At 60.9% G+C, this 20,813-nt stretch carries 19 protein-coding genes; 6 read left to right on the forward strand and 13 right to left on the reverse strand.

From position 1 onward, the window contains the following. The first annotated feature begins 20 nt into the window (after positions 1–20). Complete coding sequence (locus PQR40_RS07660) at positions 21–299, forward strand: transposase (RefSeq protein ID WP_408233146.1); 279 nt, start codon at positions 21–23, stop codon at positions 297–299. 92 nt (positions 300–391) lie between these two features. On the opposite strand, the gene PQR40_RS07665 is transcribed toward PQR40_RS07660, so the two are convergent. From PQR40_RS07665 to PQR40_RS07700, 8 genes are all read right to left on the reverse strand, one after another. Next, a complete protein-coding gene (locus PQR40_RS07665; RefSeq protein ID WP_408233149.1) occupies positions 392–811 on the reverse strand; it encodes a histidine kinase in 420 nt (139 codons plus the stop codon). Positions 812–884: 73 nt separating this feature from the next. Further along, entirely contained in the window at positions 885–1,640 is a 756-nt protein-coding gene (locus PQR40_RS07670; RefSeq protein WP_408233393.1) for a COG4705 family protein, read from the reverse strand. A gap of 399 nt (positions 1,641–2,039) precedes the next feature. Further along, positions 2,040–3,167 carry a porin gene (locus PQR40_RS07675; protein ID WP_408233152.1) on the reverse strand — a complete coding sequence of 376 codons (1,128 nt, stop codon included), beginning with the start codon at positions 3,165–3,167 and terminating at the stop codon, positions 2,040–2,042. A gap of 179 nt (positions 3,168–3,346) precedes the next feature. Continuing rightward, entirely contained in the window at positions 3,347–4,045 is a 699-nt protein-coding gene (locus PQR40_RS07680; protein ID WP_408233155.1) for a response regulator, read from the reverse strand. Positions 4,046–4,070: 25 nt separating this feature from the next. Then, positions 4,071–5,453, reverse strand: a complete 1,383-nt coding sequence (locus PQR40_RS07685; RefSeq protein WP_408233158.1) for a sensor histidine kinase — start codon at positions 5,451–5,453, stop codon at positions 4,071–4,073. Between the two features lie 63 nt (positions 5,454–5,516). Further along, a complete protein-coding gene (locus PQR40_RS07690; protein WP_408391561.1) occupies positions 5,517–6,557 on the reverse strand; it encodes an ABC transporter substrate-binding protein in 1,041 nt (346 codons plus the stop codon). Positions 6,558–6,723: 166 nt separating this feature from the next. Further along, entirely contained in the window at positions 6,724–8,118 is a 1,395-nt protein-coding gene (locus tag PQR40_RS07695) for a sensor histidine kinase (protein ID WP_408508695.1), read from the reverse strand. After that, the gene (locus PQR40_RS07700; protein ID WP_408212571.1) at positions 8,108–8,785 is read right to left on the reverse strand and encodes a response regulator; all 678 of its coding nucleotides are present in this window, start codon (positions 8,783–8,785) and stop codon (positions 8,108–8,110) included. Before PQR40_RS07700 ends, PQR40_RS07695 begins: the two co-directional genes overlap by 11 nt. A gap of 294 nt (positions 8,786–9,079) precedes the next feature. Here PQR40_RS07700 and PQR40_RS07705 point away from each other — a divergent pair, with 294 nt between their 5' ends. The 5 genes from PQR40_RS07705 to PQR40_RS07725 all read left to right on the forward strand — a co-directional run bounded on the left by PQR40_RS07705 (position 9,080) and on the right by PQR40_RS07725 (position 14,096). Beyond that, positions 9,080–10,099, forward strand: coding sequence for an ABC transporter substrate-binding protein (locus PQR40_RS07705; RefSeq protein WP_408233167.1), 1,020 nt, complete (start codon positions 9,080–9,082; stop codon positions 10,097–10,099). 54 nt (positions 10,100–10,153) lie between these two features. Then, the gene (locus PQR40_RS07710; protein ID WP_408233170.1) at positions 10,154–10,948 is read left to right on the forward strand and encodes an ABC transporter ATP-binding protein; all 795 of its coding nucleotides are present in this window, start codon (positions 10,154–10,156) and stop codon (positions 10,946–10,948) included. Between the two features lie 16 nt (positions 10,949–10,964). Next, the gene (locus tag PQR40_RS07715; protein ID WP_408233173.1) at positions 10,965–11,828 is read left to right on the forward strand and encodes an ABC transporter permease; all 864 of its coding nucleotides are present in this window, start codon (positions 10,965–10,967) and stop codon (positions 11,826–11,828) included. Between the two features lie 209 nt (positions 11,829–12,037). Further along, positions 12,038–13,603 carry an alkaline phosphatase family protein gene (locus PQR40_RS07720; RefSeq protein WP_408391557.1) on the forward strand — a complete coding sequence of 522 codons (1,566 nt, stop codon included), beginning with the start codon at positions 12,038–12,040 and terminating at the stop codon, positions 13,601–13,603. Between the two features lie 175 nt (positions 13,604–13,778). Further along, on the forward strand, positions 13,779–14,096 hold the full coding sequence (locus tag PQR40_RS07725; protein WP_408233178.1) for a DUF4148 domain-containing protein: 318 nt from the start codon (positions 13,779–13,781) through the stop codon (positions 14,094–14,096). Between the two features lie 267 nt (positions 14,097–14,363). Here PQR40_RS07725 and PQR40_RS07730 read toward each other — a convergent pair whose 3' ends face one another. The 5 genes from PQR40_RS07730 to PQR40_RS07750 form a co-directional block, all read right to left on the reverse strand. Beyond that, the gene (locus PQR40_RS07730) at positions 14,364–14,612 is read right to left on the reverse strand and encodes a hypothetical protein (RefSeq protein WP_408233181.1); all 249 of its coding nucleotides are present in this window, start codon (positions 14,610–14,612) and stop codon (positions 14,364–14,366) included. 116 nt (positions 14,613–14,728) lie between these two features. Then, a complete protein-coding gene (locus tag PQR40_RS07735; RefSeq protein WP_408339304.1) occupies positions 14,729–15,880 on the reverse strand; it encodes an acyltransferase family protein in 1,152 nt (383 codons plus the stop codon). A 173-nt stretch (positions 15,881–16,053) separates the two neighbouring features. Beyond that, the gene (locus PQR40_RS07740) at positions 16,054–17,100 is read right to left on the reverse strand and encodes a phytoene/squalene synthase family protein (RefSeq protein WP_408508696.1); all 1,047 of its coding nucleotides are present in this window, start codon (positions 17,098–17,100) and stop codon (positions 16,054–16,056) included. A 109-nt stretch (positions 17,101–17,209) separates the two neighbouring features. Further along, positions 17,210–19,123: a feruloyl-CoA synthase gene (locus PQR40_RS07745; RefSeq protein WP_408508697.1), complete on the reverse strand. Its 1,914-nt coding sequence runs from the start codon at positions 19,121–19,123 to the stop codon at positions 17,210–17,212. A gap of 137 nt (positions 19,124–19,260) precedes the next feature. Continuing rightward, positions 19,261–20,712, reverse strand: a complete 1,452-nt coding sequence (locus PQR40_RS07750; RefSeq protein ID WP_408508698.1) for an aldehyde dehydrogenase — start codon at positions 20,710–20,712, stop codon at positions 19,261–19,263. Between the last annotated feature and the right edge of the window lie 101 nt (positions 20,713–20,813).

Genomic DNA, 20,813 nt, shown 5'->3' on the forward strand with positions numbered 1-20,813 from the left:
ACAGTCATTCAAGGCGGCCGATGCTTCAGATTCCTCTCACCGACACCGACTGGGCTCGCGTCCAGAGTCTCTTTCCTGTGGTCTCGTCAGGCCGCGGGCGACCCCGTCGCAGCGATCGCGAGATCCTCAACGCGATACTCTGGGTGATGCAAACAAAAGAAAAATGGCACAGGCTGCCGGCAACTTTTCCGCCGCAGCAGACTTGCTATCTTCGATATATGGCATGGAAAAGAACGGGCGTTCTCGACCAGGTGAATGAGCGCCTGCCTCTGTGCGATCCCGAGCTTTCAACCTGCTGACTCAGCAGCAATCATTGCTTCGCATACCACATCGATTCAGAAGCGGCCCACTCCCTGCCGGATCGCTTCTGTGATCGCTCGCGCCTGACATGTCAGACCTTGCCGCTCATCCGATCGATCACCGCCAGTAGATCGGCGAGCGACTGCTTGCATTGCGCCGCATTCGGCGTGCTGGCGCGCAACGCGCTCAGCGAGCGGTCGATCGCTTTGTCGACGGTGTGCCAGTCCGCTGCGGCGCGAGGCTTCAACGAAGGCTCGGCGTCGTCCCAGGCGAGTTCCAGATCTTTGACGCGCGACTTACCGCCCGCAAGGTCGCCCTTGTCGACCAATGCCGCGGTATCGGCGGCGATCTTGCGGAACGGCGACAGGTCGCCGAGCTTCGACGCCTTGACAGGTTCCGCCGCCTCCGCCGATGGAAAGCCTGGCCTGCCCGCCTCGCGATGCCCGAAGCTGATAGCGGAAATAGCGATGAAGGAAGCGATGACGGCTTTGCCGAGGGTGCGTTGAGTCATGATTGTTCTCTTCTCTTTGATCCGATATGCGATTGAAAAAGACTGCGTGTACGACTGCTCGAATGAGGCGCACTCAAGGTTCGCGCGCCGTGACAGTACGCAGGGACCGCTGCTCGACCGCGCTCGCGAAAATGACCAGCACGACGATTGCACTGAGGAATAGCACGCTCGTATTGATCGTACCGAGACCGATACCGCCGTATGCACGCGACTGTGAAAGCAGATCGCCAAACGAGGCGCCCAACGGCCGCGTCAGAATGTAGGCAAGCCAGAAAGTGAGCACCGGATTCACGCCAACGTAATAGACAGCGCTCACCAAAGCGATCAGCGCGCCGAATGCCACGACGCCGATCATGAAACCGAGCCCCAACGCTTCGGTCGCGAGATCTCCGGCCGCAGTACCCAGCGCGAATGTGAACAACACAGTCGCCCAGTAGAAAAGCTCCCGTCGCGTCGTGTAGATAGTGTGTATCGACAGCGTGCGCTCGCTGTGATACCAGAGCGCGAACACCACGGCCAGCGCGAGGGCGAACACAATCGTGCTGACATAAAGACTGATGCCGAGCTTGTCGGTCAGTGCATCGGTAATTTGCGTGCCGACTACACTGACCAGTACCACCGTCAGCCAGTAGATCCATGGCACGTACTTGCGCATGCGAAGTTGCACGGCCAATGCTGCAATCAGTAAGGCGAGCATCATCGCGCCGGTGAGCGCGGTGCCTAGCCCCACGTGCACGGCCAGATAGTCCGCGCCGGTTTCGCCAACCGTTGTCGCCATGATCTTGATCGCCCAGAAGACAAGTGTTGCCTCGGGCACTTTGTTGCGCATCTCAGCAACACGATAAGTGGAGGTCTCTAGCAAGCGGGTTCTCCCATGAACAGGTATTTAATTCGACGTGGCGAGCAGGTGTGCTCGCGCTCGCGCTAACTCAATGCGCCGAATATGCAACGGGAAACCTTATGAATACCTTACGGAGATACCGATAGGCAGAACGCCGTACACACCTTTTTCTATCGGGAGATCGGATGGCGATTCAGACAGACGATCGGCCGATGCATCGCACAAGCACCGGCATCAGCCGCCTTGCCGCCGCCCGCGATGAGATCACGCTGGCGAGGCCCCAAAAAATGCCGTGTGCATACACGATGCACACGGCGTTATGACCACAGGCTTTCAGCAGCGCCTCAACTTAACCGTGCGCCACCTCCCCAGCCTTCAAATCAATGCTTAGAAACGCGTGCGAATACCCGTCGTCAACTCCAACTGGTTCTTCGCGCCGTACGTCGTCGCCACGACATAGCCGTGGTGCAGCTTCATGTAATCGCCGGCCACATAAAGCTCGGTGCGCTTGGACAGGTGATAGAACATCGAGGCGTACAAGGTCTCCTTGTAGCCGCTGCCAGTGCCCGTATCCGGATCGAAGCTCAGGTTGGCATTGGCAATGCTGCCGTTAGTGTCGAATGCGGCGTTCGTCGTGTGCATCTGCTGATAGCCGATTTCGTAGTCGAGCGGGCCCTTCGGCGCCAGCTTGAACGACACGGTCCACGCATTGTCACGGCGTTGGCCCAACGCCCCCTGATCGCCGGTGTAGTGGAAATAGCCGGCATTCACGCGGAAGATGCTGTACGTGTAATTGCCGCCCACCGAGTAGGCCTTATTGGTGAAGCCGTTATTGTTGACGTGGTTGTAGAACGACGACAGGTTAAACGGACCGCCGTTGTAACCGAGGGCGGCCGTATATGTGGCGTTGTTGCCGAAGCTCGTCTTGTTGCCGAACGCATAACCCGCCGACGCGAAAATGCCGTTATTCCACAGCTTCTTCCAGACGAGCCCGTTCTCGTAACGGGTGCCGGTTGCGCTGCCCGCGTAAAAAATCAGCTGCTTGAAGTTGTTGGTGTTGGTCCAGCCGCCTTCTTCGGTGGTCAGCTTCGCGCTGGTGTACGGGTCGCCGTAGATCGCAGCCGCATCTCGCGCAACCGTGTTCTGGAAACCGGCGGTGAACTTGCCAAAGGTGTCGCTCTCCACGCCCACCCATGCATCGCGGTCGAATATCTGGCCCGGGTCTTCCATGGCGCCGTCGCTCACGCGGTACTCGGCTTCCAACTTGAAAATCGCCTTCAGGCCGCCACCCAGGTCTTCCGCACCCTTCATACCGAAACGGCTGCCACTGAACCACGGCTCGCCGTTGATACCCATTGAAACCACATGCTTGCCATCAGCATTCGCGTTGGTCTGATAAGACACCGCGCTCAGATCAATCAAGCCATAAAGCTGTACGTTCGACTGCGCGTGAGCGCTTCCCATCGCCAATGCGCCGGTGCTCGCCACCAGCAACAAGCTGCTTTTTTTTACCATCGTCCCCTCCGATCCTGCTGCGTTGAAATGATCTGATATCCACTTGAGTAGCAGAACAAAGGATAGTCAGACCAACCCTTCACGCCTCTTTCGCGGAAGTGCAGGAAACGTCGGTGAAAACACTAAACACAACGGTGTTGACAATGGTCGGGCGAGCGATTCAAAACTGCGCCACGGCGCTATAACGCCTCGGCAAACGCTTCCCGCGATACCTCTTCGCGCAGGATGTAGCCGAGCCCGCGCAGGGTCATGATCTTCGCGCTGGAGCATGCAAGGTGCTTGCGCAGGCGGTGAATGTAGATGTCGATGGCGTCCGCGCTGGGTTCGTCGTCGAGCGTGAAGACCTTGTCCATCAGCGTGGACTTCGAGACCGTCTTACCCTGTTTCAGCATCAATGTTTCGAGGATCGCGTGTTCGCGCCGCCGTAACGGCAAGGGTTCGTTTTGTAGTACGAATTCGCGGGAATCGAACAGATAGCGCAAATCGCCGCAGTCGATCGACTGGCCTTTGTCGCCAGCCGCCTGGCGGCGGATCAGCGCCTTGATGCGCGCCACCAGTTCACGTGCGTCGAAGGGTTTGACGACATAATCGTCCGCACCGGCCGAGAAGCAGGCCACTTTGTCGTCGGTCGAGCCATTGGCCGTGAGCATCAGCACGGGCACGTTGTCGCGTTTGCGCCGCAGACGCGCCAGCACGTCCTTGCCGCCAATGCCCGGCAGCCGCAGATCGAGCAGCACCGCGTCGTAGCACTGCATGCCGAGCAGCGTCTCCGCCCGCTCGCCGTCCTGCGCCCAGTCAATCACGAAATTCTCGACCTGCATCAGGTTCATCACCCAGCGCGCGAGGTCAGCGTCGTCTTCAACCAGCAGCAGTTTCATCGGTTTCCCCTGAAGTGGCAGCGTATCAAACCGCTGCCGACCATAGTCGCATCTCGACAGTGACGACCAGACCAACACCGCCCTCCCCGGGCTCGAGTGTAACCGTGCCGCCTTGCCGGTAAGCGATCTCGCGCACGATCGGCAAACCGAGGCCGGTTCCGTCGGCGTGACTCGACGCGCGATAGAAACGCTCGAACACGCGCGCCCTTGCCTCGGCTCTGATACCCGGCCCATTGTCGATCACCCGCACGATCGCCCGGTCATTGTCACGCCGCGTGTGCACGGTGACGCGGCCGCCGGGTTGCGTATAGCGCAGCGCGTTGTCGACAAGATTGGTCACGAGCGCCGCGGTCAATGCCTCGTCTCCGGTCACATACAGACCGTCTTCCAGTTCTGCGCCCAGATCGATTTCACGGGACTGCGCGAATGCGATCAACTCCTCCAGCACACTCGCGATCAACGCGCTCAGATCGACCCGTTCACGCGCATTGGATAGCGCAGCGGACTCGGCCTGCGCGAGCAGCAATAGCTTGTTGGTCAAGGTGGTCAGCTTGCGGCTGCTTTTATGCATGCCGGCCAGCGCTTCGGTGAGCGGCACGTCCCGATTCTCACGTTGCCGCGCAAACTGGATCTGCGCAACCAGCAGCGCGAGCGGCGTGCGCAACTGATGCGCGGCATCGGAGATGAATTGCCGCTGGGTCGCGGCCTGTTGCCCCATGCGCGCGATGCATTGGTTGATCGCTTCGACGATCGGCCGCAATTCGACATGCAAACGCGCCACGCGTATCGGTTCGAGTTGCGATGCGTTGCGATCGGCGACGTCGTCTTTCACCTTCATCAACGGCCGCAATTCGAAGGTCAGCCCGAGATAGACGAACACCATGGCGAGCACGAGCGTCAGCACCTCGCCGAACAGTTGCGGACGCAACAGGCGCCACACCATGGCATCGCGCGAGCCTTCCGTTTTCGCGACCACCACGACGACTTCTTCGGTGCGGCCCGAGTCGTATAGTTGCCGCACATAAGCGGCCGCACGCACCGCGCGGCCGTCGTCGAGATGGGTGGCGTAAAGCATGGGGACGTCGCCCGCGCCGCGCGGCACCGGCAACTCAAGATTGCCGGCCAGCAGGCGGTGGCCGCTCGCTTCGACGCGATAGTACACATTGTCCTGTTCTGGCGACTCGAACAGTTCGAGTGCCGCCGGTGGAATCTGGATCGACACGTTGCCGTTGTCCCAGTCGATGTCCTCGCCAATGATGCGCATTGACGATAGCAACGCGTTGTCCTGAACCAGGTCGGCTGTAGTTTGCGCGTTGCGATACGAAATCATGCCGGAAATGGAAACGAACGCCGCCAGTGGCAGCAAAAGCCACCACAGCAAGCGTCCGCGCAAACTGCCTGAAAACACGATTCGTCGTTCCTCTTTTCCGGAAGCCGGCGCACCTCGCCTCAAGATGCGCCAACATTCATCTTAAGGCTTCACCTCGTTGACAAACTGATTGGTGAAAGTACGCGACAGATCGATATGCCGGTCCTTCACCGAAGGATTGAAACCCGCGAGCACTTTCAGCACCGTTTCCGGACCGTCTGCGGGCATCTTGCCGTCGGCCGTGTACATGGGCAGTGAAGCCTTCAATGCGCTGATATAGAGCGCCTTGTCGCTGCCGAGATAGTCTTTCGGCATTTGCGCGGCGATTTCTTCGGCGCTGTGCGTATGCATGTATTGCAGCGTTTTCACGAAGGCGCGCGCGAGTTTGGCCGCTTCCTGCGGGTGCGTATCGAGCCACGCGCTTTGCACGTACAGGCTCGATGCCGGGTAGGTACCGCCGAGCGCGGCGCGCGTGCCTTCCAGCGTGCGCATATCGATCAGCACCTTGGCGTCGCCGGTCTTCAGCAACTGCGAGACGGTCGGCTCGGTAGTCATGCCCGCGTCGATGCGGCTCTGCTTGATGGCCGCGATAAAGCTGTTGTCCGCGCCGACCGGCAGCACCGTGTACTGCGAGCTCGGCACACCCTTGAGATTCGCCAGGTACTGCGTCAGAAAATTGGTCGAAGAGCCGAGCCCGGTCACACCAAGCGTTTTGCCCTTCACGTCGGCCATGCTTTTGATCGTATCGACCTGCTTCGACGCCACCATCTCCACTTCGCCGGGCACCTGGCCGAATACCACGATCGCCTTCACTTCCTTGCCCTTGGCCTGCAGGTCGATCGAATGATCGTAGAAACCCACCACCGCCTGCACGCTGCCCGCGAGCAGTTCGTTCTCCGCATCGACACCCGCCGGTTGCGACAGCAGTTCGACGTCGAGGCCTTCGGCCTTGAAGTAGCCGAGCTGTTCAGTCAGACGGGCGGGCAAATAGATGAGCTTGGTAATCCCGCCCACCATGATGACGACTTTCTCCGGCGCTGCGGCCTGCGCGGGCGCCGTCGATTGGGCGATCAGAAAAAGTGAAAGCGAAGCCGCGGCAACGGCGCGGACGGCGCGCGAAAGGCGCGTCAAAGCAGGGTTCATTGTGGATGTCTCCGTTATATTCCGCGTATGCGGTAGGCGTTTGATGGATCGCCTGCCAAAAATTCTAGGGGCGCGAATCCTTCCCGAAGCTTTCGCCACGCGTTTCTAGTACCGATCGAGGGTTTGTCCCGACTACCTTTGAAGCCGCTGATTCAAAGCGGCTGGATTAACCGGATTGAATTCCTTCCGCAGCCGCACGCGGAAACGAGACGCTCACGTGCACGCCTTTGCCGGCCTCGCCCGGTTTGAGCGTGATCTCTCCGTGATGCGCGTCTGCGATTTCGCGCACGATGGCGAGGCCCAGCCCCGTTCCTTCCGTGTCTACCGACGCCCGGAAAAACGGTTCGAACACGCGGCTGCGCGACTCGGCCGGAATGCCGGGGCCGTCGTCCAGCACCGACACGGCGACCCGATCGGCGTCCGCGCTGACTGCGACCGTGACGTGGCCGCCACTGCCGGTATAGCGGATCGCGTTCTCCGCGAGGTTCGAGATCAACGCCTGAAGCAGGCCGCGATGCCCAGCCACCCGCGCGTGACCGTTCAGCTCCGCGCCGAGATCGATGTTCCGGGCCTGCGCGAGCAGCGCCAGATCTTCTACCACCTCCATGGCCAGCGGCACCAGATCCACCGTTTCCACCGCCAGTTGCGTGTTATCGGCGGCCTCGGCCTGCGCGAGCAACAGCAGCTTGTTAGTGAGTCCGACCATCGAACGGTTGCTGCGGTGCATCGCGGCAAGCGCTTCGTCGAGCGCGGGATTCAGGCCGTCCTGCTGGCGCGCGAACTGCAATTGCGTGCCGAGCAGCGTGAGCGGCGTGCGCAACTGGTGCGCGGCGTCGGCGATAAAGCGCCGTTGCGCGGCCACCTGCACGCCGAGGCGCGCGATACATTGATTGATCGCTTCGACGATGGGCCGTAACTCGGTATGCAGCCGCTCGACGCGAATCGGCTCAAGCTGCATGGGGTCGCGGTCGGCGACGTCTTCCTTCACTTTCATCAGCGGCCGCAATTCGAAAGTGAGTCCGATGCAGACCAGCGCGACTGCCAGCACGATCATCTCGATCTGCCGCACGAGTTGCGGCTGCCACAGTTGTTGCGCCATTGCGTCGCGCGAGCGCACTGTTTTGCCCACTGTGACTCGCACGCGGCGCGTCGCGCCGTTGTCGTACATCAGGCGCACGAGGCCGACCGCGCGCACGGGCTGGCCGTGGAGTTCGGTGTCGTAGTGATCGGCCGTGTCGGACGCGGACGGCGCGCGCTGCGGAAAATCCGGTGTGCCCGCCAGCAGGCGGCCATCGTCGACCCGCACGCTGTAAAACACCTGGTCGCGATACGGCGACACGAACACTTCAAGCGCCGCAGGCGGCACATCCACGCGCAGAAAACCGTCCACCCATTCCACTTCGCCGGCGATCATCCGTGCCGACGAGATCAGTTGATTGTCCTGCACCAGATCCGCCGTGCGCCGCGCATTGTCGTACTCCGCCTTACCGGTGACGAACACGTACAACGCGAGTGGCACCAGCAGCCACCACAGCAGGCGCATGCGCAGGCTATTGGTCATCTTCTTTCTTGCGCAGCAGGTAACCGAGCCCACGCAACGTGACGATCGCGGCCGAACTGCCGTCGAGCTTCTTGCGCAGCCGCGAAATGTAGATTTCGACTGCGTCCTCGCTCGGTTCGTCCGAGAGCGTGAAAATCGCGTCGACTAGCGCGGGTTTCGTCACTGTCTTGCCCAAACGCAGAATCAGCGTTTCGAGCACCGAGCGCTCGCGCGGCGTGACGTTCAGCGGCGCACCCTTCAGCGTGAACTGGCGCGTGTCGATGTCGAACGCGAGATCGCCGCACAGCACCTCGCTCGATTTCGACGGCGACTGACGCCGGATCGCGACCTTGATCCGCGCAATCAGCTCGCGCACTTCAAAAGGTTTGACCAGGTAGTCGTCCGCACCGGCGCCGAGCAGTTCCACTTTTTCGTCGATCGAACCGCTCGCCGTGAGGATCAGCACCGGGGTGGCGTCGCCGCGCTGACGCAAACGGCGCAGCACGTTCTTGCCCGACAGCTTCGGCAGATTCAGGTCGAGCAGGATCACGTCATAGTGATTGGTGCGCAGCAGGCGGTCGGCGGCGTCGCCGTCCTGCACCGCGTCGAGCGCGAATGCCTCCTGCTCCAGCATCTTCGCGAGCCAGTGCGCCAGCGTGGGGTTGTCTTCGATGAGCAGCAGCTTCATGGCGGGGACGGCAAATTTGACGGCAAACGATGGGCAAAATGAGCGGCAAAAGTCAGGACGCCGATTGTGCCGTAAAACAAGGGCTTTGCGCGCGTTCGGCGCGGTTTGCGCAACACGTCGGGACGTTTGCCGCAGGGTTGTGCCCGGGTTGCGCCAAAGTTTCGGGTTAACACCCATGATTTGCGGACAGCCCCGAAAGCTGCCAGAAGGTTTCCAATTTCTATAATCGCCGTCATTCACCCAGAAAGCGCCGCATCCGTACATAGCGGCGACCAAACCAAAGGAGACTGCTTCATGCGTACCTTGCGCCAGATTGCCGCTGTGTCAGGTGTTGCGTTCACCCTTGCCGCCGCTTCAGCCGCGGCTCACGCCGAGAAACTGACGATCATGGTCGGCGGCGCCACCAAAATCATCTATCTGCCGGCCAGGCTCACGGAGCAGCTCGGCTACTTCAAGGACGAAGGCCTCGACGTCGAAATCCTCTCGCAACCGGCCGGCGTGGACGCGGAAAACGAACTGCTCGCGGGCGCGGTGCAAGGCGTGGTGGGCTTCTACGATCACACCATCGACCTGCAGAGCAAGGGCAAGGAAGTCCAGGCGCTGGTGATTTTCGGCCAGGTGCCGGGTGAAGTGGAAATGGTCTCCACCAAGGCTGCCGATACGTTTAAAAGCATGGCCGACTCGAAGGGCAAGACGCTCGGCGTGACCGGTCTCGGCTCGTCGACCAGCTTCCTCACGCAATACCTCGCGCAACGCGCGGGCGTGCCGTCGACGCAATACACGCTGCTGCCGGTCGGCGCGGACAACAGCTTTATCGCCGCCATCAAGCAGAACCGCATCGACGCGGGCATGACCACCGAGCCGACCGTCTCGCAGTTGCTGAAGACCGGCGACGCCAAGGTGCTGGTCGATATGCGCACGCTGGAAGGCACGCGCGCCGCGCTCGGCGGCACGTATCCGGCTTCGAGCTTCTACGTGCAGCGCGCATGGGCCGAGTCGCACAAGGAAGACGCCACGAAACTCGCGCACGCGTTCGCAAAGACGCTGAACTTCATCGCGACGCATAGCGCGGAAGAGATCGCAGCGAAGATGCCGAAAGACTACTACGGCAACAACAAGGACCTGTACGTCGGCGCGCTGAAGGCGTCGCTGCCGATGTTCACGAAGGACGGCAAGATGCCCGCCGACGGTCCGGACACCGTCCTGAAGGTGCTGTCGGCGTTCAATCCTTCGGTGAAGGGTAAGCATATCGACCTCGCCAAGACCTACTCCAACGACTACGTGTCGGCAACGGTCAAGACCGCGGCGAAGTAACGCCGTCGACATAGCGCCCTATCAACATCCAAGAGAACTGCGAGGCACCAGCCGATGAATCAACCCATGTCACGCGATACGCCCGCCATCGAGCTGCGCAACGTATCGTGCCGCTTCATCTCTCCGGACGGCAAGGCGACGATCGCGTTGCGCGACTTCAGCATGTCGGTGGCGCGCGGCGAATTCGTCGCGGTTGTCGGGCCGACGGGTTGCGGCAAGTCGACCACGCTCAGCTTGATCACCGGTTTGCTGAAGCCGACCACCGGCGAAGTGCGCGTGATGGGCGCGCCGGTGGACGGCATCGATCCGCGTATCGGCTTCGTGTTCCAGGCAGACGCCGTGTTTCCGTGGCGTTCGGTGCTCGATAACGTCGCAGCCGGTCCGCTGTATCGCGGCCGCTCGAAATCCGCCGCGTACGACGAAGCCAACGAATGGCTGCGCCGTGTGGGCCTCGACAAGTTCGGCAAGCACTATCCGCATCAACTGTCCGGCGGCATGAGAAAGCGCGTGGCGCTCGCGCAAACCTTCATCAACAAGCCGGAAATCCTGTTGATGGACGAGCCCTTCTCGGCGCTCGACATGCAGACGCGCACGCTGATGCAGGACGAACTGCTGCAACTGTGGGGCGGCGCCGGCTCGGTGGTGTTCGTCACGCACGATCTGGAAGAGGCGATTGCGCTCGCCGACCGCGTGTTCGTGCTGACCGCGCGCCCGGCAACGCTGAAGAAAGTGTACGAAATCGATTTGCCACGTCCGCGCGTCACGTCCGAGGTTCGCTACGACCCACGCTTTATCGAAATCTCGCGCGACATCTGGCACGACCTGCGCGAAGAAGTACAGATCGGTTAATCAAGGAACGGCAAACATGTCTACTACCCCTCAACAGACGATGCCTTCGGGTATCGACCCCGCGACGCTCGCACAAGTCGAACGCGTCGCGCAAAAACGCATCCGGCAACGCCATGCGCTGGTGATCTCGCTGCGCATTATCGTGCTGGTGGTTGTGCTCGGCGGGTGGGAATTGTCCGCGCGCCTGAAGTGGATCGATCCGTTCTTCTTCTCGATGCCGAGTGCGATCTTCGATCAGATCATCGACTGGTTCGTGAACGGCACGTCGCAAGGCCCGCTGCTCACCCAGGTTTGGGTCACGCTGGAAGAAACCGGTCTTGGCTTCATCATCGGTTCAGTGGCGGGCGTGGTCTGCGGCATCGTGCTCGGCCGCAACAAGCTGCTCTCCGACGTGTTCAGCCTGTACATCAAGATCGCCAATTCGATTCCGCGCGTGGTGCTCGGCTCGATCTTCGTGATTTCGCTCGGTCTTGGCATGGCTTCCAAGGTGGCGCTGGCGGTGGTGATGGTGTTCTTCGTTGTGTTCGCCAATGCGTTCCAGGGCGTGCGTGAAGCTGACCGTTACATGATCGCGAATGCGCAGATTCTGGGTGCGTCGCGCCGTCAGGTGACGACCTCGGTGGTGATTCCGTCGGCGTTGAGCTGGATTCTTGCCAGCTTGCACGTGAGCTTCGGCTTTGCGCTGGTCGGCGCGGTGGTGGGTGAATTCCTCGGCTCCAAGCAAGGTATCGGCCTGCTGATCTCCACGGCGCAAGGCGCGTTTAATGCAAGCGGTGTATTCGCGGCAATGATTGTGCTGGCGGTGGTCGCACTGGCTGCGGACTATCTGCTGACGGCGATCGAACAGCGATTGTTGAAGTGGCGGCCAGCAGCGGTTTGAGTTGACCGTCAGGTCGTAAAGGGAAAAAGGGCGCCGTCGGCGCCCTTTTTTCGTTCCGCTTTGCTCTCATTCAGCATAACGCGCCGAAGCACGACACGCTTTCGCAATGGCGCGTTTTGCGCTACGTTTGCAACGCTGGCATCACCTGATCGAACTGACACGGCAGTACGCACAGAAAATCCATCCAATCCCCTGCTGGAGCGATGAATATGAGTGACGTCCACGACGGCGAAGCGGCAGCAAGCGAGGCAAACACACCGAATGTGGGGAATGCGCCGAAGGACCAGATCGAACATGTCGTCCTGCTGCTTATGGAAAATCATGCCTTCGATCAGATGCTCGGCTGTCTGGACGAAGTACACGCCGGGTTGGATGGAATACGCAACGCCGCGTCGAAGTCCAACGACGACGGCGAAGGCCATATCTTCTTCCCTCAGGCAACACAAGAGCGACAGATGCAGCACGATCCGGACCACGGATACGAGGCCGTTCTGGCCCAGATCGCGGGAGACAACGGTGGCTTCGTTCGATCGTTCGTGAAGGACTACCCAAAGAGCACCCTCGCCGCGCGGCAGGACGTCATGGGCTATTACCCGCGTGGCTTTCTCCCAGCGTTGCACATGCTGGGTGAGCAATTCACCGTGTGCGACAAGTGGTTCTCATCGTTGCCCGGCCCAACCTGGCCAAACCGTTATTTCGCGCTGACGGGTACGTCGATGGGCGAGGTGGGGATGCCCGAGGGGCTCAATGCCCTGAATCCGAGGTGGTACAGCGAGCAAAACCAGGACACGATTTTCGACCGTTTGAATGACAAAGAGAAAACGTGGAAGATTTACTTCTACGATTTTCCCGCGTCACTGCTGCTGAAAAACCAGCGTCGAACGGAAAATCTCGCAAATTACCACCTGTTCGACACGTTCTTCGAGGATGCTGCCGGCCCCGCGAACGCGTTTCCGCAGTTCGTCCTCATCGAGCCAAAATACTTCGGCGAAGCACAGAACGACGATCATCCGCCGCACAACATCATGAAGGCGGAAAAACTGATCGCCGACACTTACAATGCGCTGCGTTCCAATCAGACACTGTGGGAGCGCACATTATTAGTCATCCTGTACGATGAACATGGCGGTTTCTTCGACCATGTTCCACCGCCATCGAATGCCGTGGCACCCGACGAACACACGGACAGTTTCGACTTCACCCAACTCGGCGTGCGCGTCCCCGCTATTCTCGTATCCCCGTGGTGCGACGCAGGCGTGTGCCATACGCAATTCGATCATTGCAGTCTGCTGAAATACCTCTCCGACAAGTGGGGGCTTGCGCCGCTCGGCAATCGCACGCAGGCTGCGGCAAGCGTCGGACCGGCGATCCGTTCCACCGGCATTGCCCGGTCCGATACGCCAGCTTTTATCCGCGTGACCAATCAATCCCTGATTGCGGAGCACGTGGACCTGGAAAAGAAGTCGTCGAACGGCAACCAACACGGACTCCATCATTTTGCGGACTACTTGCACGCGGAGCTGGATAAATTGGCCGCGGATTTGGTCGAGTCAGCATCGCATCTCGCCCGTAACGAAACTGGGTGGGTTCTGCTAAAGAGCGCACTCGGCTCCGCGATGATGCGTTTCGGGCAGTGGCTCAGCAAAGACTTCTATCACGCCCGGGATGAGCGTGAAGCGCGCACCAGCCAGGCCTTCACCCGGCTCTCACAGTCCACGAAGGTCCCTGCGGATACGCCGCAAGACGGCGCCCCAGTCGCGGCATCGCGATCCTAGCAAGCCATACGCACAGGACTCATCAACCGAAGCCCCTTCTTTTATTGCAAATATCGCAACAAACCTTACCTGAATTGACGGTTACTCCAGCCAGATCTCAAAACTACAATGTAATCACTGACTACGAACAACACCGCTCGTAGCAAGATAAAGACCGAACTGGAGGTAGTTCATCATGAAATCGCTCATTCAAGCTGTTGTTATCGCCGCTGTGCTGGCCGCTCCTGTTGCTTCGTTTGCTCAGTCAAACCAGCCCGTGACCCGCGCTCAAGTGCGCGCAGAACTGATTCAACTCGAGAAAGCCGGCTACCAGCCGGGCCGTTCTGACCCGTACTACCCGGCTGACATTCAGGCTGCGCAAGCCCGTGTGGCCACGCAGAACGGCACCGCACAAGCCGCCGAAAGCGGTTACGGCGGCGTGGTGAATGGCTCGTCGCAGTCGGGTCACCCGGTTCCGGCGAATGGTCCGAAGTCGATTTATTTCGGCAACTAAGCGGGTAACCAGGCTGGTGACCACGCTGTTCAGCGGAACGAACCACAGAGGCCACGCCGTTTGCCCTGATCGACCGCTACGCGCGCAAAACAGCCGCGCGCTCTGATTCAAACGAACTGGCCCGCGACCGAGTATCCCCGATCGCGGGCCAGTTCTGTATTCGATACCTCCGTCATCGGGCTCCCGATGACTTCGCCTGGACCCTCGCGGTCTGGGCGCTTTTTATGTATTCCTTGTCGAAGCCTCAGCGATACCAGGCTGCTTGCGTCATTCGCGGGCGATCAGGTCGCCCACCTGGCCACGCCCCGTGACGAGACAGCTCGACAGGAAATTTTCACCCTGGCTGCTGGCGCCGGCGTCACCGAAGCCCTTTTTCAATGCGCCCGACTTGACCAGCTCCGCGCCCTGGTGGCACGTTATTGTCCCCATTTCTCCCGCTTGCGCGCGCATCAGCGCCCTATCCGCCAGCAGATAGCCAAGCAGCAACACCACAGCAATATTGAACGCTTGCCTCATGGATCGTCTCCTCTTTTGAAGAGACTAACGCGAACCATCGATGCAGGATGCTAGGGGTTTCCCGATTGGTGGCAATGCAATGATGCAGATTAAGTTAAGTGGCGCTGCCGCGTTAATCAGCTATGCGGCGTGGCTGGACCTGGCTTGGGTCGTAGAAAGCGGAACTGCCGGATGCCACGTTGCACGCGTTTCGTATTCTGTTCGAACAGCAGATAGACTGCGAACGCGTATACATAGCAGATAACCAGCATGGCCACGAACACCAGCGCGCCCCGGCCGTCAAACTGGATGCGCTGCCCGAACCCGACCGCTGCCACAAAAAGAATGAATGAGAAGTGCGTCAGATACAGCGAATAGGAAAATCCGGAAAAGAGAACCGCGATACGCGACAGCGGCGCAGGATGCAGGCGAACGTTTTCCCAGAGTATGCAGCGCAGGAACACGAAACACGGCACGCCGACGATCCAGTCGTTACTCAACAAGAACATCCGTGACACCACTAGCGCAGCAATAAAAACTGTCCCGCTGGCAAGCGTGAACCATGGCAAACCTGTTCGCGTGCCGCGCGCCGGGAAGCGTTTTTCAAGCAATACGAGTACGACGCCAAGCATCCATAATCCGAACCCGCTCAGAAGCGAGGGAAACGCGATCATCGTGCCCAGGGCGAACACGCCCGCAGCGATTGCGCCTAATCCGCGACGCTGGCGCAGCAGGACATAACAGGCGGGAAACCACATGTAGTACCAGAACTCATTGGCGAGGCTCCATAGCGGTCCATTGGAGCCATATGTGCCGCACGTGAGTGTCTGCAGGAACGCGAGATTGCACAGCAGCGTCGCCTGGCCGAGATGCGAGGCCACATTGATCTGCTGATCGAATGTGCCCTCGGTCCCCAGATAAAAAGGCCCGCCTGCCAGCGCGATGCCCATGCGGTCCCAGAACAGCGTCAGCAGCAAGGCCGGGATCAACACGATCCATAGCCGCGACATGCGCTCGGTCAGATAGCGCTGCCAGTTCCATGTCCCCGTTTCGACCTGCCGCAGCACCGAGCCGCCGACGAAATAGCCGCTCAGCAGGAAGAAAACGATCACCGCGGTGTGACCGTAGTTACTGATGAAATAGAATGCCTTGCCCGCAAGTCCAATACCGGTGCTCGTGCGGTAGTCGACGAACAGCAGATTGCGCAAATGACTGATGCACACCGCGCCTGCCGCCAGCGCGCGGATCAGGTCCAAGGTGTCGCAATGTTGTTTGCCGGTGGGTGCCATGAGTGTCTGGAATCGGACAAGGAGGGTTGTCCGCCAAACTACGGCCCACGGCGTTTTTATTCAGTACGCTTGCCCACATTGCATGGGCACCACACGTTATCCGCCGCGATACGGCGGGATGATCAGATTCGCGCGCAACGTAGCGAGCCGATTCGTAATAGCGCAGCGGCCGTTCAGAGCCGCGCTTCAATCTGCTTGATGCGCTTTTCAACCGCCGCTCGCACGAGGCCATTCGAAGGCACCAGCAGCAGCGACGAGGCGATGATCTGATACACCTGATTGCGCCGGACCTTGGAGACCTTCGCCGGGTCGAGCCAGGCATCGTTATCCACTAGCAACAGCAGCGTTTCCAGACCGATCAGAATCGGCCACAAACACGCGAGGCGCAAACGCACCGAAAACGCGGGAATGGCCAGGGTGTAGTCCAGGGACTCGCGGAAATGATCGAGTGCCTTGCGTACAAGCTCAACCATCAGAGGCCGCGCGCGAACAGAATTCGCCGGCGGCAGGAGATCTTGCGCGCTCAGGCCATATTGATCGAGCATCGTCTGCGGAAGATAACAGCGGCCGATCCGCAAATCCTTGCCGCAATCGCGCAGCACGTTAGTCATCTGCAGCGCTTTGCCGAAACGCACGCCGCGGCGCGCCATTGTCTCGGGCCGCTCTTTCAGCGTGCCGGGCATGTGCGCGTAGGTCATGGTGGTCCAGAATTCGCCGACGCAGCCCGCCACCAGATAGGTATAGCGGTCGAGTTCATCGTACTCGCGCAGCGCGGCGATCTCCCCGGAACGCTCGTCGGGGAACGTGCGAAGGTCGAATTCCATCCCTTCGGTCAGGGTCGACACGATCCCGCGCACGGCTGTGCGGTCAGACTCGCTCAGTTGCGACAGCACCTCGAGCGCGGGTCCAAGCGATTCCAGCAGGACCTTTTCGTCGGACTGGACCTGTTGGCCCGCCACCTCGGCGGCCATGCGCTGGAACAGCGCGCCGTCGTTGGGGGCGCCGTTGACCTGGTCGCGCAGCGACAGCAGCAACGCCAGGCGTTGCTCGGGCGAGATCAGCGAGGTGTCCGCAATCGTATCGGCCGCGCGCGCAAGCAGGTAGGCCAGGCCGATCGGATCGCGCATACCGACGGGCAGCACGCGCAGGGTGAGATAGAAGGAGCGTGAAACGCCTTTCAGGAGCGGGCCGAGAAGAAAGGCCCGGGTCGGATTCGGCATGAGTGGGATCAGGTCAGTATTGGGCAAAAATCAGGCGCTGCCGAATTGTATACGGCGAAACGCCTTTGCCGCGCGGCGAGGACCCCGGAGTGAGCGAGCGACGCGTGCCTTAAGCCGCGCCACAAGCGGCCGCGTAAATCACGGCGGGATCGCGCTGCGCCACGTCGTACATCGCTTCGACGAGCGCGGCCCGATGCGTTAGCACCGCGCGCTGATTGATCGATCCTTTGTCGGTGATCTCACCGAGATCGAGCGAAGGCGCGACGTCCATGAGTCGGATACGGGCGATTGTGGTCGCGCCGCCGGTCGCACTGCGATTGAGCGTCTCCAATAAAGCCGCAAAATGCGCCCGCACGACGGGGGCGTCAATTACCTCCCACGCGCTTGCCGACAAAGGCAATCCAGCCAGCCGCCGGCAATCGTCGAGCCGCGGAAACACCAGCAAACCGACATCGTCCCGATTCATGCCTGCGACAACCACATCCTGCACATAAGGTGCCCCTTCGGAAATGACCCGTGCCCGCATCGGGCCGACGCTGACGAAGGTGCCTGAACTCAGCTTGAAGTCCTCAGCGATGCGCCCGTCGAACAGCAGGCCGAGTTCCGGCCGCTCGACGTCGACAAAGCGCAGCGCGTCGCCGCTGCAAAAATAGCCTTCTTCGTCGAATGCGTTGTCCAGCCCGGCAGCGTTGGCGCGCCAATAGCCGGCCATCACATGCGGCCCGCGGTAGCGCGCTTCGAGCTTGTCGCCGATCGGCGCGAGTTTGACCTCGCAGCCATGCGCGGGCAGGCCGACGTAGCCGGCGCGCATGATCGGGCCCGTGGTGAACAGGCACGACGGCGACGTTTCGGTCATGCCGAGTCCGGCCATGATGCGAATGCGCTCGCCGCAATATTTTTCGGTGACGCGTTCGAGCCGGTCCCACGCGGCTTGCGAGAGTCCCGCACCTGCGAAGAAATAGACCTTCACGCGCGAGAAAAACATCTCGCGCAATTGTGCGTCCTGCTCAAGCGCAATCGCCAGTTCTTCCCAGCCCTTGGGCACATTGAAATAGATCGTCGGGGCAATTTCGCGCAGATTGCGCAGCGTTTCCTCGAACTTGCCGTTGACCGGTTTGCCGTCGTCGATATAGAGCGTGCCGCCGTTGTAGAGCGCGATGCCCGCGTTATGGCTGCCGCCAAAGGTGTGGTTCCACGGCAGCCAGTCCACCAGCACCGGCGGCTCGTTCGCGAACTCGGGAAACGTTTCGCGCAACATCTGCTGATTGCTGCACAGCATGCGATGGGTGGTCGGCACGGCCTTAGGCAGTTTGGTCGAACCCGACGTGAACAGAAACTTGGCGATGGCGTCCGGCCTCACCGCTGCGTGAGCGGAATCGACGGTGGTGGGCACGGTATTCAGCAGATCGCTGAACGGGGTCACGCTGCGTGCCGTTGGTGACTCCTTGGACGCACTTGCCGACACGACCTCGACATCAGCCGGCAGCGCCGCCTCGATCGCCCTGGCGTAGGTGTCATAGCCGTTTACGAAAACCAGGCCCGGCGTCAGCAGATCGATCGTATGGCGCAGCTTGCCGTAGTCGCCCGAAGCGAGTGCATACGCTGGAGAAATCGCTGCATACGGAATGCCGGCCCACATCGCGCCGAGCGCCAGTTGCAGATGTTCGAGATCGTTGCCCGAGAGAATCACGACGGGCCGTTCGACGGAAAGATCGCGCGCCAGCAACGCTTGCCCGATCGCCCGGGCGCTTTGCAAAGCCTTCGCGTAACTCAGGCCGAGCCATTGACCGTCACTGCCGCGTCGCGCCGCCAGCCAACGCGCCGGATGATCGCGCGCTCCGCTCGCGAGCCGGTCAGTCAGGCGTTGCGGATGCTCACCCAGCGGCTCGTCTGCACGCAGGTACCATGTATCGCCGTGCCGTTGTGCGTGCAACGATGACGCGCCGATCGCCGTCGCGCGGTAATGCATCGGCGTGCTGTCTCGCGCACCGGGGATGTTCGATTGTTTCGGCTCGGAATGCAAAGCCTGTCTCCTGTGGACCAGAGTTGGTGCTTCAGCACTTACTCTGGTCCCATACAAAGTTGTGGACCAGAGTTGGCGCTCTTCGCAGCGGCGCAACCTTCTTTGATGCGTTGATGTAGCCCGTGAACCGCTGGCGCTCAGATCGGATAGTGCCGCGGTCCGGTTTGAATCGTGATCCAGCGCAGGTCCGTAAATTCGGCGATCGATGCCTTGCTGCCGAAACGCCCGTAGCCGCTCTTTTTCACGCCGCCGAACGGCATCTGCGCTTCGTCGTGCACGGTCGGCCCGTTGATGTGGCAAATGCCCGATTCGATACGCCTCGCCACATTCAATGCGCGAGATACGTCGCGACTGAATACCGCCGCAGTCAGACCATATTCGCTGTCGTTTGCCACCCGGATCGCTTCTTCGTCGCCGTCCACGCGCTGTACCGTTACCACCGGTCCGAAGGATTCCTCGGCGTAAAGTTTCATCTCGCGCGTCACGCCGTCGACAATCGCCGGTTGCATCGCAGCGCCTTCAACCGAACAGCCGAGCGGCAGCTTCGCGCCCTTCTCATGGGCATCCTCAACGAGCGCCTTGATGCGTTGGGCGGCTGCCGTACTTTCGAGCACGCCGAGTACCGAATCGGCCGCGGCCGGATCGCCCGCCTTCAAGGTTCGCGCTTTGGCCGCGAGCTTCTCGACCAGTGCGTCGGCAATCCTGCGGTCGACGATCAGCCGTTCCGTCGACATGCAAATCTGCCCCTGGTTGAAGAACGCACCGAACGCAATGCCGGCCACGGCCGCATCCAGATCCGCGTCGTCGAGCACCACAACGGGTGCCTTGCCGCCCAGTTCGAGCAAGGCCGGCTTCAGATGCTGCGCGGCATGTTGCGCAACGATGCGACCCACCCGCGTCGAGCCGGTGAAATTGACCCGGCGCACCGCCGGATGCGCGATCAAGCGCTCGACGATCGCAGGTGCATCTTCGGCAGAATGCGTGACGACGTTCACCACGCCATCCCCAAGACCCGCTTCCTGCAACACGCTGCCAATCAAACGATGTACGCCTGGACAGCCTTCAGAAGCCTTGAGCACGACCGTGTTGCCGCAGGCGAGCGGCATGGCGATCGCCCGCGTACCGAGGATCACCGGCGCATTCCACGGCGCCATGCCGAGCACCACGCCGCACGGCTGACGCACGGCCATCGCGAGACTGCCCGGCACGTCCGACGGAATCACGTCGCCGTCGATCTGGGTGGTCATGGCGGCGGCTTCACGCAGCATGTTGGCAGCCAGCATGACGTTGAAGCCATACCAGTTCGGCATCGCGCCCGTTTCGGCGACACCGGTTTCAATGAATTGCGCCGTGCGGGCGTCCATCAGATCGGCTGCGGCCAGGAGGCGTTTGCGGCGTTCGGTCGGCACCATTGCCGACCATGCCGGGAACGCGCGCGCGGCGGCTTCCACGGCGGCGTCCGCATCGGCTAATGTCGCGGCCGGCGCGCGTGAGGCCGCCAGGCCGCTGGCGGGATTGATCCGCTCGAAGGTCTTACCGTCCGATGCGCCGCGGCTCTCACCGCCGATCAACAACGTTACTTCATGCATGTGTCTCGTCTCCTCGCTCTCTCACTCATCTCGCCCGTCTTCACGCGCGCCCGCTTCCTTCCTGTGCGTGAATCCGCCTGCATCCCCGTTAGCGTCTGCGA

The organism is Paraburkholderia sediminicola, from assembly GCF_046026855.1.
Lineage (GTDB): Bacteria > Pseudomonadota > Gammaproteobacteria > Burkholderiales > Burkholderiaceae > Paraburkholderia > Paraburkholderia sediminicola_A.

What these genes read in the sequence shown, in the direction of transcription:
- PQR40_RS07660 (WP_408233146.1), top strand. Translation starts at nt 21, where the DNA reads ATGCTTCAGATTCCTCTCACCGACACCGACTGGGCTCGCGTCCAGAGT.
- PQR40_RS07665 (WP_408233149.1), bottom strand. Translation starts at nt 811, where the DNA reads ATGACTCAACGCACCCTCGGCAAAGCCGTCATCGCTTCCTTCATCGCT.
- PQR40_RS07670 (WP_408233393.1), bottom strand. Translation starts at nt 1,640, where the DNA reads ATGCGCAACAAAGTGCCCGAGGCAACACTTGTCTTCTGGGCGATCAAG.
- PQR40_RS07675 (WP_408233152.1), bottom strand. Translation starts at nt 3,167, where the DNA reads ATGGTAAAAAAAAGCAGCTTGTTGCTGGTGGCGAGCACCGGCGCATTG.
- PQR40_RS07680 (WP_408233155.1), bottom strand. Translation starts at nt 4,045, where the DNA reads ATGAAACTGCTGCTGGTTGAAGACGACGCTGACCTCGCGCGCTGGGTG.
- PQR40_RS07690 (WP_408391561.1), bottom strand. Translation starts at nt 6,557, where the DNA reads ATGAACCCTGCTTTGACGCGCCTTTCGCGCGCCGTCCGCGCCGTTGCC.
- PQR40_RS07695 (WP_408508695.1), bottom strand. Translation starts at nt 8,118, where the DNA reads ATGACCAATAGCCTGCGCATGCGCCTGCTGTGGTGGCTGCTGGTGCCA.
- PQR40_RS07700 (WP_408212571.1), bottom strand. Translation starts at nt 8,785, where the DNA reads ATGAAGCTGCTGCTCATCGAAGACAACCCCACGCTGGCGCACTGGCTC.
- PQR40_RS07705 (WP_408233167.1), top strand. Translation starts at nt 9,080, where the DNA reads ATGCGTACCTTGCGCCAGATTGCCGCTGTGTCAGGTGTTGCGTTCACC.
- PQR40_RS07710 (WP_408233170.1), top strand. Translation starts at nt 10,154, where the DNA reads ATGAATCAACCCATGTCACGCGATACGCCCGCCATCGAGCTGCGCAAC.
- PQR40_RS07715 (WP_408233173.1), top strand. Translation starts at nt 10,965, where the DNA reads ATGTCTACTACCCCTCAACAGACGATGCCTTCGGGTATCGACCCCGCG.
- PQR40_RS07720 (WP_408391557.1), top strand. Translation starts at nt 12,038, where the DNA reads ATGAGTGACGTCCACGACGGCGAAGCGGCAGCAAGCGAGGCAAACACA.
- PQR40_RS07725 (WP_408233178.1), top strand. Translation starts at nt 13,779, where the DNA reads ATGAAATCGCTCATTCAAGCTGTTGTTATCGCCGCTGTGCTGGCCGCT.
- PQR40_RS07730 (WP_408233181.1), bottom strand. Translation starts at nt 14,612, where the DNA reads ATGAGGCAAGCGTTCAATATTGCTGTGGTGTTGCTGCTTGGCTATCTG.
- PQR40_RS07735 (WP_408339304.1), bottom strand. Translation starts at nt 15,880, where the DNA reads ATGGCACCCACCGGCAAACAACATTGCGACACCTTGGACCTGATCCGC.
- PQR40_RS07740 (WP_408508696.1), bottom strand. Translation starts at nt 17,100, where the DNA reads ATGCCGAATCCGACCCGGGCCTTTCTTCTCGGCCCGCTCCTGAAAGGC.
- PQR40_RS07750 (WP_408508698.1), bottom strand. Translation starts at nt 20,712, where the DNA reads ATGCATGAAGTAACGTTGTTGATCGGCGGTGAGAGCCGCGGCGCATCG.